The following is a 13,074-nucleotide window of genomic DNA, read 5'->3' as shown; positions in this document are numbered from 1 at the left end:
CACCCCCCCAGGTTGGCCGCGCCGCGCGGGTGCCCCCCCCCCGGCGCCCACACACAGCGCCCCCACAAGGCGCGGCAAACTCCAAACCCCCCGCCCCCCGTTGGGTGGGGCCGGGCTCCAACTGAACGTCACTATTTCGTCGGGCTTGGGCGGCTTACTCCTCCTTCACCGGCCCGAACCGGCGCACGATCATTTCGAAGACGATGTCCGAAATCCACATGGCCGAGACGCCGATTAGGAACGCCGCGGCCAGCGTCGTGGTGTCGTCGTCCGGAGAAGGAATGGGCAGGCCGGCGGCGCGGAAATAATGCACGACCGGCAGCGTCAGATAGGCCGCCGCCAGCGCGCCGCAGATCGGCGAGGCCACCATTTCGCGGACCTTGTAGCGATGGCGCGACAAGGCCCGCAAAATGCCGCCGGACAGGCCGGCGACCAACACCGGCGCCTTGATGCCCAGGACGTCGAGCAACTCGTGCATCATGGCGTCCACCCGCACCATCTGGCACCCTGCCCGTTGAAGGCGTTCATCTCGTCGAGCTCGGGCCGGCTCATGGCGGCAACGACGGCCGCCGATGGCCGGCGCGGCTGGTTGTGGTCGCACCAGACCTGGCGCGGATCGCCGGCCGGTGCGGTTGTCGTGCAGCCGGCGAGCACCACGCAGAGGATCAGCGCCTTGCCCATTTCTCAGCCTCCGCTCTTGCTGCCGCATCGGTCATGCCGGCGGCCTTGCGCCCTTCGGCGGCGGCCTCGCGGTTCATTTCGAGGCGGTCCTCGGCGGCCGCGACTTTTGCCTCGGCCTGTTTGACCGCCTCCTTCTTCGCCCGGTTGATGCCGCCGGCAACGTAAAGGCCGATGCCGCCGGCCGCAGCAGCGAATACCGTCATGACGACCTTGTTGCCGATGATGGCGCTGAGAATGCTGAGAAGCGCTGCCATCACAAATCCTCCGCGCGGCGGCGGCGCAGGAACTCGGTCAAAACGCCGTTGATGACAAGAAACCAGGGGAACCATTCCCCCGGAATGATCGGCGAAAGCACCTGCGGGTCGACATAGGTGATGATGGTCGCAGCGATGCCGATGGCCGTCTGAAGCCGCGCCCAGAATATTGTTTCGCTGTCGCAGAAGAAGCTCTTGATCCGGGTCCACATGTCATTTCCTTCCAAACAGTTTCAGGATGGCTGATAGTTTCAGGATGGCTGCGATCAGCGCCCAGAAGCCGGGCTTGGCGACAGCCACGGAAGGCGCAGAGGGCGCGGCGGTCGGTTGTGGAACGGCAATCGGCTTCGCGGGCTCTGGCGGGGCTGCAGGGACGACCGCGGATGACGCCGGGCCGGCAGACGGCCACGGCGTGTCCTTGATGCGGCTCCATTTGCGATAGGCCTCGGCAAGCCTGGTATCGTAGGAGTTCTTGCGATAGCCGGCGCCGTTGTAGCCCTTAGCGAATCCCGACCAGTCATGATTGCGCAGATTGTCGTCGAGCCGCTTCTCGACGATGTAGTCGATCGCCGCGCCGAGCTGCAGCGCCTCGCCTGCCATCATTGCCTCGGCCATCGCCTGCACGGTAAGGAAGCCTGCCGCCTTGAAATTCTCGCCGAGGACCTGACCCAGCCCCCACGAAGCGGATTTGAGCGCCGCGGTTTCGTCGATCGCGCAAGCTGCCCTGAGCCGTGGGTAGCTATCCCTGGGATAGGGCTTCTCGCCCCACTTCGGATAAGCGAGGCCGGCGGCTACCGCTTGTGCCCGCTTGGCACCCGACAGGCTGCGGTAGAAGACGTGCGGTTCGAACAGGATGACCGGCCGGCCAACGGCGTCGAAGCCGTGCCCGCTGGTTTCAACATCGAGGAACGCGTGCATCTCGTCCTCGCCGACGCCGATCCGGGCACCGAGTTTCGGCAAGTCTATATCATCGAGGCGCCTGGCGGCGCCCCTGAACGTCATGTCCATGGGCAGTCCTTTCCGCCCTCGCGGGCAAGGTTTTGAGGTTGAAAAAGCAGATGCGTGGCGGCAAAGCAGAATTGGGCGGCAGCCCGTGCCGATGTTGCAAGGAAGGTTGATGTTTTCGACCTGCCGTGTGAAATGGCCGCGGGATGGTGCACATGTCTGATGATGAACAAACCGCTGCGGCGCGCTGGTCGGTGAAGTCCGAGCTCCGCGCCGTCGGTCGCGACAAGCCGCTGCTCGCGGTGCTGGCGGCGATCCTCTGCCTCTATTGTGCGTTTATCGCCGGACCGATCGTCTATGCGGTACTGGCCATCAACGGCATTGCGGATTTCTTCAAATGAAGCCAGTTCCGGCGATCTCGCTCAGGTCCCGGTTCCTGCGTCTACCGCGCCCGAAATTGCTCGACCTGGATGAAATTGCTTAGCCGGGATGAAACTGTTCCCGTCTATCGTTCGTACCTGTAGCGGGTACGGGAGGACACGTGACGATAAGAATCAGGCTTCCAGGCGGGACTTTGAAGATCAAGAAAAGGGACGAGCTGCGGCGCCGCGAGCAGAATCGCGAGGTGCCGGTTTGGCAGGTCGGCAATTACTTCGTCATCTGGTGGCCGAGCGGCGTGTCCGATCGCCCATCCTCGCCCAGAAAATCCTCGCCGAGGAAATAGCCCGCGCACCAGACGATGCCGACTGAGCAATGACGCCTCCGTGCGGGATCGGGAACCGCCGTGCGCGCCAAACCTCAAGACCGCTCGACTAGTCCCAGAAATAGTCAGCGGGCAGGCATTGACTCTTCCGCAGCGGAAGGTCTCTGATGCTGCATTGCACAATGGGGTGGCGGAATCGATGGCGGTGCGTATCAGGATGCCTGGCGGCACACTGAAGGTGAAGGTGTACCGCGAATTGCGCGACCGCGAACGCGCCCGCCGCATACCCGTCGTCAAGATCGGCCGGATCTATTTCACCTGGTGGTCGAACCGCCAGCGCCTGATTGATGATCAGTCGCCAGGGTGACGCATGAATTTTTTCGGCTGCCATGCGCCTGGGAAAGCCCGCCCCGACCTCCGCCGGCCAGCTTGCAAAATAAGTTGATGACCCTGCTGTTGACTCTTCCGCAACGGAAGGTCTCTACTTACCGCATTGCACGAAAATTGCTGCGTTGCACAACGGGAGTTGGACCGATGGCAGTGCGTATCAGGTTGCCGGGCGGCACTCTGAAGATGAAGACCTATCGTGAGTTGCGGGCCAGGGAACGCGACCGCCGCGTGCCTGTGATGAAGATGGGCTCGCTGTATTTTGTCTGGTGGTCGAAATCCCAGGACCCGCACCAGAAGCCGCAGGACAGCAGACGGTAGCGGCTCTGCCCGCGGTGGGTCCGCGTCGGCGATGAACCCTGACAATTCCGAAATACTGCCCAGCTGTAGGATTTCTGGTCGGCCTGCTGTGCCATTGTTGGTGCGCACAGCATCCCGAGCGGCCTCGCAGAGCAATTCTTCTGACGAACTTTTCGGCGATTTTCAAATGGCCTCCAGACAGGCGGACACGCGCGTTTGCAAGCTTGCAAACCGCCGCCGCTTGTCGCAAATAATTGTCCGCGGGCGGGCGATCAGGAGTCATCCATTGATGAATGTCCAATCGCGCATGCATGCTTTCCTTCGCTCAAGCCCCCTCCGATATTATTTTCACCTCGCAAAGGCTCGCCTTGCCGGGTCTCCGCAATCAGACGAAAGTGTGATCCTGTCGCAGATTGTTGGCCAAAGCCCGAAAACGTTCTTGGAATTTGGTTTCCATCCGACGGAGTACAACTGCATTGGGCTTAGTGAATTCAGGGGTCTGCTCGTCGACGGCGACGCAACGACCGTGCGGTTGGCGCGCTCGCTGCTTCCAAAGCGGATTGAAGTGCGCCAGAGCTTCATTGATCTCAACAACATCGAAAGTCTCGCCACGCATTTTCCGCAACTTGGAGTGCTTTCCGTCGATGTCGATGGAAACGACTACTGGTTTCTGCAAGCCTTGCTGCCAGTGCGCCCGGCCGTCATTGTCGCGGAGTACAATGCCAGCTTCGGGCTCAACCCCGTCACCGTGCCATACGATCCGTCGTTCGATAGGGCCGCAAAGCACGAAAGCGGTTGGTATCACGGCGCCTCGATCACCGCTCTGACGCAGCTCTGCAATAGTCACGGCTACAAACTCGTCGCTGTCTCGGCGGCTGGCGGCAACCTGTTCTTCTTGCCGCAGACTGTGGCCTTGCCCGGACTAGAGCCTGTGGAGGCGTACCGCGAGAGTGCACTTCGCAACGGCTGGTCAGGAACCACGGCGAAGGAGCAATGGGAGCGGATCAAGCACATGCCCTTCGTGACTGTGAGCTAACCGTGTGATGAGCATTAACCCAAAGGCATCATTTCACGACCCGGTCAGGCCGCACCAGGGCGTCAGCAGGGACGTCGGTTCGCACTATGGAACCGGCGGAGATAATCGCCCGATCGCCGATCGTGACACCCTTCATGATCATGGCACTGTTCCCAATCCAGACATCGTCTCCAATCACGATCGGAGCGGAGCGGATGCCAGGGTCGACTCTAGGATGGCCCCGCTTGAAGATGGCTTGCATCTGCGCGAAGCGCTTCTTCGGGTCCATAGGATGCGAGTTGGTGTCGTGGATCGCCACACCCCATGAGACGTGTACCCGCTTTCCGATCTTGATCCCCACCGGGTCTGACGACCAAATCGTCGAGCTTGGGCCAAGATAGAACCAATCATCAATGTTGATCCGACCCTCGTGGGCAAAGACCTGCAAATGCCCATCCAAATGGCTGTCCGCGCCGATTGAGACGCGAGACCGGTCACCGTGGATATTAAAGATCTCTGCCCCGGCGCCGAACTTCGTGCGCGGCCCGATGACGGCATTCTCCCTAGCGGCGCCCGTGGCGATCCACGACCAAAAGCGGCGGCGAAGAGTGAGAACGGTGGAGAAGACGCGCATTCGCGAACATCTGCCACACAGGACCATTCCAGTCTAGGCTCCGAAGAAGCCTCGGCGCGACAGACAACGGAGTTCCTCAGCGTCGAAAGTTCCGTGACGCAGACTGCCCGCAGCATTCGGATGGAGCTCATCGCCCATGTAAAGCAACGAGGTCAGGTAGCCGATGCCACTCTCACCACCTACGTCGATTAACGGTATGGACAGCAGCTTCGCCACTTCGCGCTCGGCGTTGAAGAACTGGTCCATGGTGTTGCCCTGGCCATTCACCCGACCTATCCGGTGCGTCGCGTGTCCAGGGCCGCCGCTGTAGGTGCCAATCATGACGATCTTGGCGTTCGGCGCACGCGCTCGGATGGCGGCGCACGCCGCCCACAGCGAACCATAGTGAGTGGCGTAGGTCGTGTCGCCGAGAGCGCCCAGGGGCGTCTCCTGCGCGCCAAAGGCGTTCGGGCCCGGCTCCAGGATTACCAACTCCGCGTCGACCGGAATATTGGTGATCGCATTGGACATTCCGTAGCTCGGATAGGCGGTGGTGCTCAGCCCCAAGGCCGAGCCACTGACTGCTAGATTGGTAGGGACCATACCGGTCAGACCGGCGAGGACGGGAACGTAGTAGGCTCCGGCCGAAATACTAGAGCCGATCAGCGTCAATTTCTTACCAACCAGGGCGGCCGAGCCGTCGTCATATGGATCGCCGCCGATGTTGGCCGGATCCGACAGTAGGCCAAGATACAGAGCGCCATTGGCGACTGCCGTCACGCCGGCGCTTTTGGTCCAGGCCGAGTTGGAGAGGTTTTCCGAAGACGAGAAGACATTCGGCCCACCATTGATGCTTAGAGCCGACCTTTGGACATAGAATCCAGACACACCATCGCCGACATACGGGTGACCGCCAGCAGACGGGAAAATACGCTGTTGCCAGTTCGTCGCGGCCGTGGCCGTTGCCGTCTTCGTGACCGTGCATTCGTACCAGCCGTTGCCAAGAGCGACGATGCTCGCGCCCGTGCCGGTCGCAGTCCCGGTGTCGAGATTGAAGGTGCAGTCGAAGATGACGGCGTTGTTGGAGTAGAGATTGAGACGATTGCGTTCGGCCTTTTTGGCGGTGACTTTCCAGACGATATTGTCGCCATTGACCACGGACCTGCCCTGATAAACGGAAGGATTGCCAGAGCCGACCATTTCGACAAGCTTCGATGCCGTCATTCGGCCTCTGACGGTCACGTCGAGGCCATCGACAAGCGGAGGCAGGGAGATCAGCACCGGTTCATAAGGGCTGACCGTGGTGGTAACCGTCACGTTCTGCTTCGTGAAGGCGGCGTTGGCGGGGTCGCTGCTCGGGAACAGGTTAGCCGGCAGGCCCTGCTTGCGCAGCACGATACTGCGAATGTACATACCGCTGGTTCCATCGCCGGTGAACGGAAAAACGCCAGCAGCCGACATGCGTGCCTGCACATTGTTCGTAATATTTGCCGCAGCCAGGACGACAGCCTTGCACTCGTACCAGCCGGAGCCAATATCCATGATGGCAGCGCTGACGAGGTTCGCGCCAGAACTGCTTGAGACGATACCCTCCTCAAGATTGAAGTTGGCTGTATAGGCCGCACCAGCCCCCGCGTGAATAAGCTGCAGAATGCTTCGCTCTCCAGCTTTGGCAATGGCAATGTGCTCGATCGTGTCGCCCGACACAAAAGAGTAGGATCGGTATACAGATGGGCTGACTGATCCGGCCGCCTCAGTTAGCCTGGCGGTCGGAACGCTAAGGCCTTCGATCATTGCTAGGCTATCGACGCTCGAAAGGAGAGCAGCCGTTGCCGCGCGAACGCCCGTGTCGGCCGCCACAGGCCCTGCCCCGACATTGTACAACCCCAACGAACCAGTCGAAGCTTCGGTCCAGAAATACTCGCCGACATCGACATTCCTGCCAAGCACCGCCACCGCCGCGGCGCCGGCGAGCCCTGCCGACGCCGCAAAGCTCAACGTCGGCGCCACTGTGTAGGAGCCCGGCGCGGTGATCAGTATCTGCGTCAGCGCCCCGCCCGCCACGACGAAGCGGCCGGCGGCGCCCGAACCGGTCCCGCCGGTAAACGCCAGGTCGAACGTGCCATTGGCGCCGCCCGAGCCTGCCGTGATCGCACCGTTGCCGACGACGCCGAAGCCGATTGCCGCCGCAGTCGTCGGGAAAATGCCCTTGCCGTAGAGCGAAGCGTCGCGTGCGGCCTGAGCGCTGATGACGGCGGCCGCGGCGGCGACGGCATCGGAATTGGTGGCAGCCCGGTCGGCTGTGGTTTGTCCGGCATTCGCGGCGGAAGCGGCTGCGCTGGCGGATGCCTGGCCGGCGCTGGCTGCGGCAGCATCCTTCAAGGCCTGGATTTCATCGCGCAGCGCTTCGACCTCTTCGACCACGTCGGCGATGTCGGGCGGAACGGACGCGGCGATGGTGATGGCATCGGCGCCGACGGCCGGCTCGTCGGCCGTGAACTCGAACACGCGGCCGGCGTTGACCGACCCGATCTGGGTGTGAACGGTCGTGCCCTTCTGCAGGGTGCGCGTAGAACGGGCGTCGGCGGCGCGGAACCAGTCGCCTTCGCTCGCCGTGTAGATGCCGTTCTGCGTCGGGTCGGCCTGGTCCTTGACCAGCACGCGGTCGCCGATTTCGGCCGGCACGCCGTCGATGGCCTGCAGGCCGTGCAGGAGGATGCCGCCCGTAGTTGCGAGGCGCACGGGTTCGCGTTCGCCGGTCAGGAGACGAACGGCGGCAGTTGCAGGTCGGGACATGAGGGCTTGCTCCATAAAAAAAGCCCCGCTAAGCGAGGCTGGAAGGGGTTCGGTGCTGGTGTGAGAAAGCTAAGCTACGCGGCCGGACACCGCGCTATTCGGCGCAGCCGGTGTATTCACGGACGATTTTGCGGATAGTGAGCAGCGCGCTCCAGGGCTACAGCAATCCGCCGATGAGCCTTCTTGTGCCGCCCATTGCCGCCAGCCCGCAGGCCATGCCGGCGCAGTCGGCGACCCAGTCGAGGATATCCATATCGCGCGCGATCAGCTGCGCGCCCTGAAGCAGCTCGATCGCCGCGCCGGTAATGGCGAGGAGCAAAACCAGTCTCGTCTTCTGCTCCGGCCAGCCGAGGCTTCCGAGCGCCGCCAGCACCGCGAACGCCGCGGCGTGGTTGAGCTTGTCGTGCTGGAAGGTGAAGCCCATGTCCAACTCCTGCAGGAACCGCACCGGCGAAAGCGCGAGCAGGAGAACGCCGGCCAAGGTGAGCAGAAAAACGATCCTTGCCATGGTCGAAAAAGAGTCCGTGCGCAACAGGTCAATCCTTCATCTGAGATAGGAGGCGATCCAGAAGGCACCACCGACTGGGACCGCTCTGCGGTTATCAGGCCATAAGCCAGCATCGTGACCACAATCAGACCGCGGTAAGCAGAAAATCAGCATGCGTTCCTCGAACTTCGGAAAAGATGTCCTCGGCGGGCTTGCGCGTCATGTTGCACTAGTTGATGTTGCCGGTGGGCAAGCATAACGGGGGTGCACTATGAAGCGACTAGGTTTTCTAGTCTCGATTTTGGCCGGCTTGGTAGGGTGCGCCACGCCCCCCGACAAGATTGCAGGAGTTCCGAATGCCGGCCCTTGCACGCAGGCTGACAGAGAGCGTTTGGCCGTCATATCAAATCAGCAAAACAAAGCTGCGAGCGGCGATGCCTTGGGCGTATTTCTCATAGGCATACCCGTCTCTTCTCTTTCAGGCGGCGACCACGAAACCGAAATTGCAGTCCTCAAGGGACGCTGTGGCGCGCCGAAGACTTAGCGAGGAGCATCTAGGGAACGCGACCGCCTTCTTGACCATTGATAGCTTTTTGGTCGAGCGCGGTGATGCCATCCACGTCGATACGCAAGACGGAATACGATCCGGAGAACAGAATCCTTTCGATTTGGTTCGTGGCCAGTGGCAAACGGTACGAGTTTGAGGGCGTGCCGCCGGAGACCTATGCTGCGTTCAAAGCGGCCTTCGCCAAGGGCCGCTACTTTAACGATCACATTCGCAACCACTTCCGCTACCGGCTTGTCGCTACCGACGACGGGTGACTACCTTTGACGATCATCCCCCGTTCGAGGGATGCGTTACGAGATACCAAGACCTAGACCCTAGTCGTGATAAAGGGACCGACTGCCGGAGGTCTAGAGTTCATCCCTCCGATGATGCCTACTCTGGTAGCGAAGCCGCCCCAGGGCGTCGGATGGAGTCACGAGGTCAAGTTCGACGGCTACCGCTCCCAGATCATCATCGACGCCGGCCGCGCGCGAATCTTCACCCGGCATGGCCTGGACTGGACATCGAAATACCGCGACCTGGCTGCGGCAGCCAAAGAGACGGACGTCCAGAGCGCCATCATCGACGGTGAAATCATCGTCCTCAATGACAAAGGCCTGTCGGACTTTGCCGAGTTGCGCAAGGCGATCACCCGGCGCCAGCACGATCTCTATTTCGTCGCCTTCGATCTGCTGCACCTCAACGGCCATGATTTACGCGACATGGCGCTGGAGGAGCGACGCGAAATCCTCGCCGGCGTGATAGAGGCCGGTGGCCGTATTCAATTCAGCGAGGCGCTGCCAGGCGAGGCAAACGCGATCTATCATTTGGTAGACAAGGCCGGCCTAGAGGGCATGGTGTCTAAGCGAATAGAGAGCAAGTATGTCAGCGGCCCCACCAACAACTGGCTGAAAACCAAGTGCTACACAACTGGCGAATACGAATTGCTCGGCGTTGAACGCGAGCGCGGCAAACCGGCTTTCGCCCTGATGGCCGAGCCCGGCACGCGCAAATATGTCGGCAGCGCTTTCGTCAGCGTCAATCGTGAAATGCGCGAGCGGCTGTGGAAGCGGGTCCAGGAACATGCCGGCCCACCGCCAAAGAACATGCCAAAGCGGCCGGCAACGCAATGGGTGAAGCCGGGGATCAAAGCCCGCGTCAAACATCTCAGGGGCGAGGAAGACCTTCGGCACGCTTCGCTGCAGGATTTCTGGGTCGATGAGTGATCCAAGCTTGCCGCGTCAATCTGGCAAGTTCGAGGAGCGGCGATTGGCCGGCCAATACCTTACCACTCCTGTCGAGCCGCGCGTCGACACGTGAGGCCTATCTAATTGCAAGCGGCCTGATATGATGTTCTTCGTAATCTTGAGAGGGGGGACTCATGAAGATTTCGGTAAACCTGCTTGTCAGCGGAATACTACTCAGCACCGTTCTAGTTTTCGGGCGACCAGCCTTTGCAGAGGACATCCAAATCTGTGGAGAGCTAGGGGCAAATGGCACCTTCTTGCAATGTCGTTGGACCACTGGGGCTGGCGTGTGCGTCTTCCCTTGGACAAGAATTGGGGATGGCGGAGGGAGTAGGGAGGAGGCTTGCCGACGAATGCAGAGCGGTGATCCGAAATACGCCAATTGCCAAAAAATAACAGGCTGCTAATCCGCAACGCCTAAACCTAGATATCTCGCAAGACTGGGCCGCCGAGTTGCGCAGACCCGGAATCTGCGAGTGGCGGCCTCCCGCGGCGCTGCTGCGAGACGCGGGGCGATCAGAGAGGAACTTGTATTCGGAGGACGCAGACTATGCTACTTATTTTGCCCCGGGTAGCTGCTACCGCTACTTGGGTGGCATGGAGAACAAACTAGTGTCGATAGGGGGATGACATGGAAGTACGTTATTCTATTTTAGCCGCTGCCGTTATATTTTCCTTTACCGCGCTCGCTGAAGATGCGGATCAAAAGAAAGATACACTTATGGCCCAGGAAGATCACTGGGGCTATTGCATGAGCCAGAGCTCCGGCCACGACGACTGTATCGTCGTAAATAGAACTCAGAACCTCTGTCCAGACGACTATGGCGACGGCGGCGTCTTGTACACAAGTCGACAGGCAGCTTGCCAAGCTGCTCATAGTTCTATGTCGTGCGGGGGCGGTGTTACTTGCTAGGAGGAGTAATGCATCTAGTCACCGCTCAAGCGGCGATCGCATTCAGTGGCGATAGTCGGGGTGAGAAGGCGTACATTCTTGCTCATTTTGCGTCGCGGGTCAGCCTCTCGACAGTATCGATGATTGCCTTTGCAAGGGCTTCGGCCTCATGGATAGGCAAGGGACCGTAAAGTCCCAATACGGCCTCCTCGCTCGGCAGCACGCCGGGCGGGCACTTCTCCTCGATGACCATGCGAATGAGGTTGAGGCAGTTCCGGGCGTCACAGGCCGGGTCGTTCATCGTCATGATTCTGGCGCAGGTCTGGCGATCGTCAAGATCGGTCCAAGCGCATCCTCGCGCGCAATGGCCATCTGCGCCTCGACCTTTGGCATTTCCCTTTGCTTGTTGTTGTCGTTTAGGGCCCGTCGGGCGAGCATTCGCGCTTTCAGATTGTCAATTTACCGTCACGTGCGCCCTTGTGGCCCTGACCTTTCCGCTAGCGCATCTAGCCGATTCCGACCTTAGCTCTGGGGCTGCGCCTAGGAGACTGCGCCCTACACTATCAATATTGACGCAGTTTCGCGGCTACGTGCGCCGCTTTTTAGAAGCCGCCGTTTCACTCCAAAAGGCCGCTCTCCAGCTCGGTTGCTTGGCCGACAAGCCGAAGAAGATAACCCCGACAAACGGATTAGTACTCATCAATGTCCCACCGCCAGCGCCAAAACGGCGACGATATACGAAACGGCAAGCATTGCGTAGGCGATTTGAAGCAGGGTCATGGGCGCGAATCCTTTTCGCTGAGTCAGATGACCACCTTCATATGCCTCCCGACACGAGAACAGATCATGAAAATATAGAATATCACTTCTATGCCCGCGATTCACAGCCGCGAGTTTCTTGTGAAAAGCAATTAGCGTATTCGCCCTGTCGCCTTGGCGGGGTAATCATCATTTCCTCAGAGAGACCTTGCCGTCGCCGCGGTGCTCGCATGAATCGGCTCCCTGATTTCGCTCGATTTGCCAAAGTGAACAAAAAGCGAACGATAGGGTCAAGGGCCTCTTGACCTGAGAGGAAAACATTCCTTATTCCTCTTTCATCTGAGCAGGGAGGAATGGTGGCGAGGCGCCAGAAGCGCTGGCCGGCGAAGCTATGGCAAAAACAGCAGAGGACAATTTCCGGATCGAGGTTTGGGACCGCGATGAAAAACGGCTGGTCGAGACCATCGGGCGGTCGCCGGATTCGGTGGTCAGCCAAGCCGCATGGCAGGCAGCTATCCGCCGGCGGCCCGGAATGCTGCTCATTCATTACAACGGCCGGCATGTAATGGAAAGGATCATAACACCCGGCGAGACGAAGGTTGAGTCCCAGACTATAGTCGACGGCAGTGTCCACGCCGGCCTCGATGCCTCCCTTGGCGATCTACGCGAATGGCATACCCTGAGAGCATGGTGCAAAAACTGTTCGCATCATGCCGAAGTAAAGCCCGCGAGTCTCATCCGGCGATATGGAAAAGATGCGCTGTTCAGCACCGTGGAACGAGCGCTCTTCTGCACGAGTTGCGATCGAGGCGGACCGGTCAGCCTTGAGATCCACAGCCTGCCGAGGAATTAGCCGGCCGATTGTCTAGCCTCATCATCTTCGGGTGAGTCGGTATCGCCTAAACAAAAGACGCCGACTGCTAAAAGTATGAAAAAAGAAGTATGCTCCTCATCTCTCGATTCTTGGGGTATGGCGATGGTGGGCGAAGTCTTTGCGGGTATAGCCGCTTTTAAGACCATGTTCGATTTGGCGAAGGCTCTTAAGGAGATGGACGCCGCGAACATTCGGAATAACGCTGTCATGGATTTGCAGGACAGGATCATGACAGCGCAGACAGCTTATGCGACGCTGGCCGGCAGCGTAAGCGAGCTTGAAGCACAAGTGCGACGCTTCGAAACATGGGAAGCTGAGAAACAGCGTTATCAGCTTGAAGAACTGCCACCCGGTATTTTGATGTACCGCCTGAAGAGCGGCATGGAGAACGGCGAACCGCCTCATAAGATATGTGCCAATTGTTATAACAAGGGCGTCAAATCGCTGCTGCACAACACCGGAACGTACAACGGAAGAACTCATTGGAAATGCCACTCCTGCGGTTTTGACGAGCAAACTGGGAATTTCAACCCGCCTCCAGTTAACCGGAGGGGAGACGGCCCTTGGCGCTAAT

At 60.0% G+C, this 13,074-nt stretch carries 18 protein-coding genes; 9 read left to right on the top strand and 9 right to left on the bottom strand.

Annotation, left to right across the window (positions count from 1 at the left end):
- Window positions 1-154: 154 nt before the first annotated feature.
- Genes NKI52_RS23715 through NKI52_RS23695 form a run of 5 tightly spaced genes read right to left on the bottom strand, consistent with a single transcriptional unit; the run spans window position 155 to window position 1,943 of the window.
- Entirely contained in the window at window positions 155-478 is a 324-nt protein-coding gene (locus NKI52_RS23715) for a hypothetical protein (protein WP_023675762.1), read from the bottom strand.
- Window positions 478-681, bottom strand: coding sequence for a hypothetical protein (locus NKI52_RS23710; RefSeq protein WP_352699875.1), 204 nt, complete (start codon window positions 679-681; stop codon window positions 478-480). The genes NKI52_RS23715 and NKI52_RS23710 overlap by 1 nt, the downstream gene beginning before the upstream one ends.
- Complete coding sequence (locus NKI52_RS23705) at window positions 666-935, bottom strand: hypothetical protein (protein ID WP_352699873.1); 270 nt, start codon at window positions 933-935, stop codon at window positions 666-668. Before NKI52_RS23705 ends, NKI52_RS23710 begins: the two co-directional genes overlap by 16 nt.
- Complete coding sequence (locus NKI52_RS23700) at window positions 935-1,147, bottom strand: hypothetical protein (protein ID WP_352699871.1); 213 nt, start codon at window positions 1,145-1,147, stop codon at window positions 935-937. Before NKI52_RS23700 ends, NKI52_RS23705 begins: the two co-directional genes overlap by 1 nt.
- A gap of 1 nt (window position 1,148) precedes the next feature.
- Entirely contained in the window at window positions 1,149-1,943 is a 795-nt protein-coding gene (locus NKI52_RS23695) for an N-acetylmuramidase family protein (RefSeq protein WP_352699869.1), read from the bottom strand.
- 152 nt (window positions 1,944-2,095) lie between these two features.
- Between NKI52_RS23695 and NKI52_RS23690 the strand changes: the two genes are divergently transcribed.
- The 5 genes from NKI52_RS23690 (at window position 2,096) to NKI52_RS23670 (ending at window position 4,306) form a co-directional block, all read left to right on the top strand.
- On the top strand, window positions 2,096-2,281 hold the full coding sequence (locus NKI52_RS23690) for a hypothetical protein (RefSeq protein ID WP_352564268.1): 186 nt from the start codon (window positions 2,096-2,098) through the stop codon (window positions 2,279-2,281).
- Between the two features lie 173 nt (window positions 2,282-2,454).
- Window positions 2,455-2,604, top strand: coding sequence for a hypothetical protein (locus NKI52_RS23685; protein WP_352458143.1), 150 nt, complete (start codon window positions 2,455-2,457; stop codon window positions 2,602-2,604).
- A 178-nt stretch (window positions 2,605-2,782) separates the two neighbouring features.
- On the top strand, window positions 2,783-2,950 hold the full coding sequence (locus NKI52_RS23680) for a hypothetical protein (protein WP_023675755.1): 168 nt from the start codon (window positions 2,783-2,785) through the stop codon (window positions 2,948-2,950).
- 167 nt (window positions 2,951-3,117) lie between these two features.
- Window positions 3,118-3,291, top strand: a complete 174-nt coding sequence (locus NKI52_RS23675; protein ID WP_352452704.1) for a hypothetical protein — start codon at window positions 3,118-3,120, stop codon at window positions 3,289-3,291.
- A 268-nt stretch (window positions 3,292-3,559) separates the two neighbouring features.
- Window positions 3,560-4,306 carry a hypothetical protein gene (locus NKI52_RS23670; protein ID WP_352474245.1) on the top strand — a complete coding sequence of 249 codons (747 nt, stop codon included), beginning with the start codon at window positions 3,560-3,562 and terminating at the stop codon, window positions 4,304-4,306.
- Window positions 4,307-4,334: 28 nt separating this feature from the next.
- Here the strand turns inward: NKI52_RS23670 and NKI52_RS23665 are convergent, their stop codons facing one another.
- The 3 genes from NKI52_RS23665 to NKI52_RS23655 all read right to left on the bottom strand — a co-directional run bounded on the left by NKI52_RS23665 (window position 4,335) and on the right by NKI52_RS23655 (window position 8,202).
- A complete protein-coding gene (locus NKI52_RS23665; RefSeq protein WP_352571265.1) occupies window positions 4,335-4,919 on the bottom strand; it encodes an acyltransferase in 585 nt (194 codons plus the stop codon).
- A gap of 33 nt (window positions 4,920-4,952) precedes the next feature.
- A complete protein-coding gene (locus NKI52_RS23660; RefSeq protein WP_352699867.1) occupies window positions 4,953-7,709 on the bottom strand; it encodes an SGNH/GDSL hydrolase family protein in 2,757 nt (918 codons plus the stop codon).
- A 142-nt stretch (window positions 7,710-7,851) separates the two neighbouring features.
- Window positions 7,852-8,202 (bottom strand): hypothetical protein, encoded by a 351-nt coding sequence (locus NKI52_RS23655; protein ID WP_352699865.1) that lies wholly within the window; start codon window positions 8,200-8,202, stop codon window positions 7,852-7,854.
- A gap of 588 nt (window positions 8,203-8,790) precedes the next feature.
- Here NKI52_RS23655 and NKI52_RS23650 point away from each other — a divergent pair.
- Window positions 8,791-9,003, top strand: a complete 213-nt coding sequence (locus NKI52_RS23650; RefSeq protein ID WP_254820486.1) for a KTSC domain-containing protein — start codon at window positions 8,791-8,793, stop codon at window positions 9,001-9,003.
- Between the two features lie 111 nt (window positions 9,004-9,114).
- Complete coding sequence (locus NKI52_RS23645) at window positions 9,115-9,954, top strand: ATP-dependent DNA ligase (protein WP_502897792.1); 840 nt, start codon at window positions 9,115-9,117, stop codon at window positions 9,952-9,954.
- Between the two features lie 1,016 nt (window positions 9,955-10,970).
- Here NKI52_RS23645 and NKI52_RS23640 read toward each other — a convergent pair.
- The gene (locus NKI52_RS23640; RefSeq protein ID WP_352699863.1) at window positions 10,971-11,168 is read right to left on the bottom strand and encodes a hypothetical protein; all 198 of its coding nucleotides are present in this window, start codon (window positions 11,166-11,168) and stop codon (window positions 10,971-10,973) included.
- Window positions 11,169-12,017: 849 nt separating this feature from the next.
- Between NKI52_RS23640 and NKI52_RS23635 the strand changes: the two genes are divergently transcribed.
- Both NKI52_RS23635 and NKI52_RS23630 read left to right on the top strand, forming a co-directional pair.
- Entirely contained in the window at window positions 12,018-12,479 is a 462-nt protein-coding gene (locus NKI52_RS23635) for a hypothetical protein (RefSeq protein WP_352699861.1), read from the top strand.
- Window positions 12,480-12,554: 75 nt separating this feature from the next.
- Window positions 12,555-13,073 carry a hypothetical protein gene (locus tag NKI52_RS23630; protein ID WP_352699859.1) on the top strand — a complete coding sequence of 173 codons (519 nt, stop codon included), beginning with the start codon at window positions 12,555-12,557 and terminating at the stop codon, window positions 13,071-13,073.
- The last annotated feature ends 1 nt before the right edge of the window (window position 13,074 follow it).

It is taken from the genome of Mesorhizobium sp. M0590, assembly GCF_040320905.1.
GTDB lineage: Bacteria > Pseudomonadota > Alphaproteobacteria > Rhizobiales > Rhizobiaceae > Mesorhizobium.
Note: the sequence above shows the minus strand (reverse complement) of the source record. Positions and strands in the feature narration are given on the sequence as shown.

What these genes read in the sequence shown, in the direction of transcription:
- NKI52_RS23715 (WP_023675762.1), bottom strand. Translation starts at nt 478, where the DNA reads ATGCACGAGTTGCTCGACGTCCTGGGCATCAAGGCGCCGGTGTTGGTC.
- NKI52_RS23710 (WP_352699875.1), bottom strand. Translation starts at nt 681, where the DNA reads ATGGGCAAGGCGCTGATCCTCTGCGTGGTGCTCGCCGGCTGCACGACA.
- NKI52_RS23705 (WP_352699873.1), bottom strand. Translation starts at nt 935, where the DNA reads ATGGCAGCGCTTCTCAGCATTCTCAGCGCCATCATCGGCAACAAGGTC.
- NKI52_RS23700 (WP_352699871.1), bottom strand. Translation starts at nt 1,147, where the DNA reads ATGTGGACCCGGATCAAGAGCTTCTTCTGCGACAGCGAAACAATATTC.
- NKI52_RS23695 (WP_352699869.1), bottom strand. Translation starts at nt 1,943, where the DNA reads ATGGACATGACGTTCAGGGGCGCCGCCAGGCGCCTCGATGATATAGAC.
- NKI52_RS23690 (WP_352564268.1), top strand. Translation starts at nt 2,096, where the DNA reads ATGTCTGATGATGAACAAACCGCTGCGGCGCGCTGGTCGGTGAAGTCC.
- NKI52_RS23680 (WP_023675755.1), top strand. Translation starts at nt 2,783, where the DNA reads ATGGCGGTGCGTATCAGGATGCCTGGCGGCACACTGAAGGTGAAGGTG.
- NKI52_RS23675 (WP_352452704.1), top strand. Translation starts at nt 3,118, where the DNA reads ATGGCAGTGCGTATCAGGTTGCCGGGCGGCACTCTGAAGATGAAGACC.
- NKI52_RS23670 (WP_352474245.1), top strand. Translation starts at nt 3,560, where the DNA reads ATGAATGTCCAATCGCGCATGCATGCTTTCCTTCGCTCAAGCCCCCTC.
- NKI52_RS23665 (WP_352571265.1), bottom strand. Translation starts at nt 4,919, where the DNA reads ATGCGCGTCTTCTCCACCGTTCTCACTCTTCGCCGCCGCTTTTGGTCG.
- NKI52_RS23660 (WP_352699867.1), bottom strand. Translation starts at nt 7,709, where the DNA reads ATGGAGCAAGCCCTCATGTCCCGACCTGCAACTGCCGCCGTTCGTCTC.
- NKI52_RS23655 (WP_352699865.1), bottom strand. Translation starts at nt 8,202, where the DNA reads ATGGCAAGGATCGTTTTTCTGCTCACCTTGGCCGGCGTTCTCCTGCTC.
- NKI52_RS23650 (WP_254820486.1), top strand. Translation starts at nt 8,791, where the DNA reads ATGCCATCCACGTCGATACGCAAGACGGAATACGATCCGGAGAACAGA.
- NKI52_RS23645 (WP_502897792.1), top strand. Translation starts at nt 9,115, where the DNA reads ATGATGCCTACTCTGGTAGCGAAGCCGCCCCAGGGCGTCGGATGGAGT.
- NKI52_RS23640 (WP_352699863.1), bottom strand. Translation starts at nt 11,168, where the DNA reads ATGAACGACCCGGCCTGTGACGCCCGGAACTGCCTCAACCTCATTCGC.
- NKI52_RS23635 (WP_352699861.1), top strand. Translation starts at nt 12,018, where the DNA reads ATGGCAAAAACAGCAGAGGACAATTTCCGGATCGAGGTTTGGGACCGC.
- NKI52_RS23630 (WP_352699859.1), top strand. Translation starts at nt 12,555, where the DNA reads ATGAAAAAAGAAGTATGCTCCTCATCTCTCGATTCTTGGGGTATGGCG.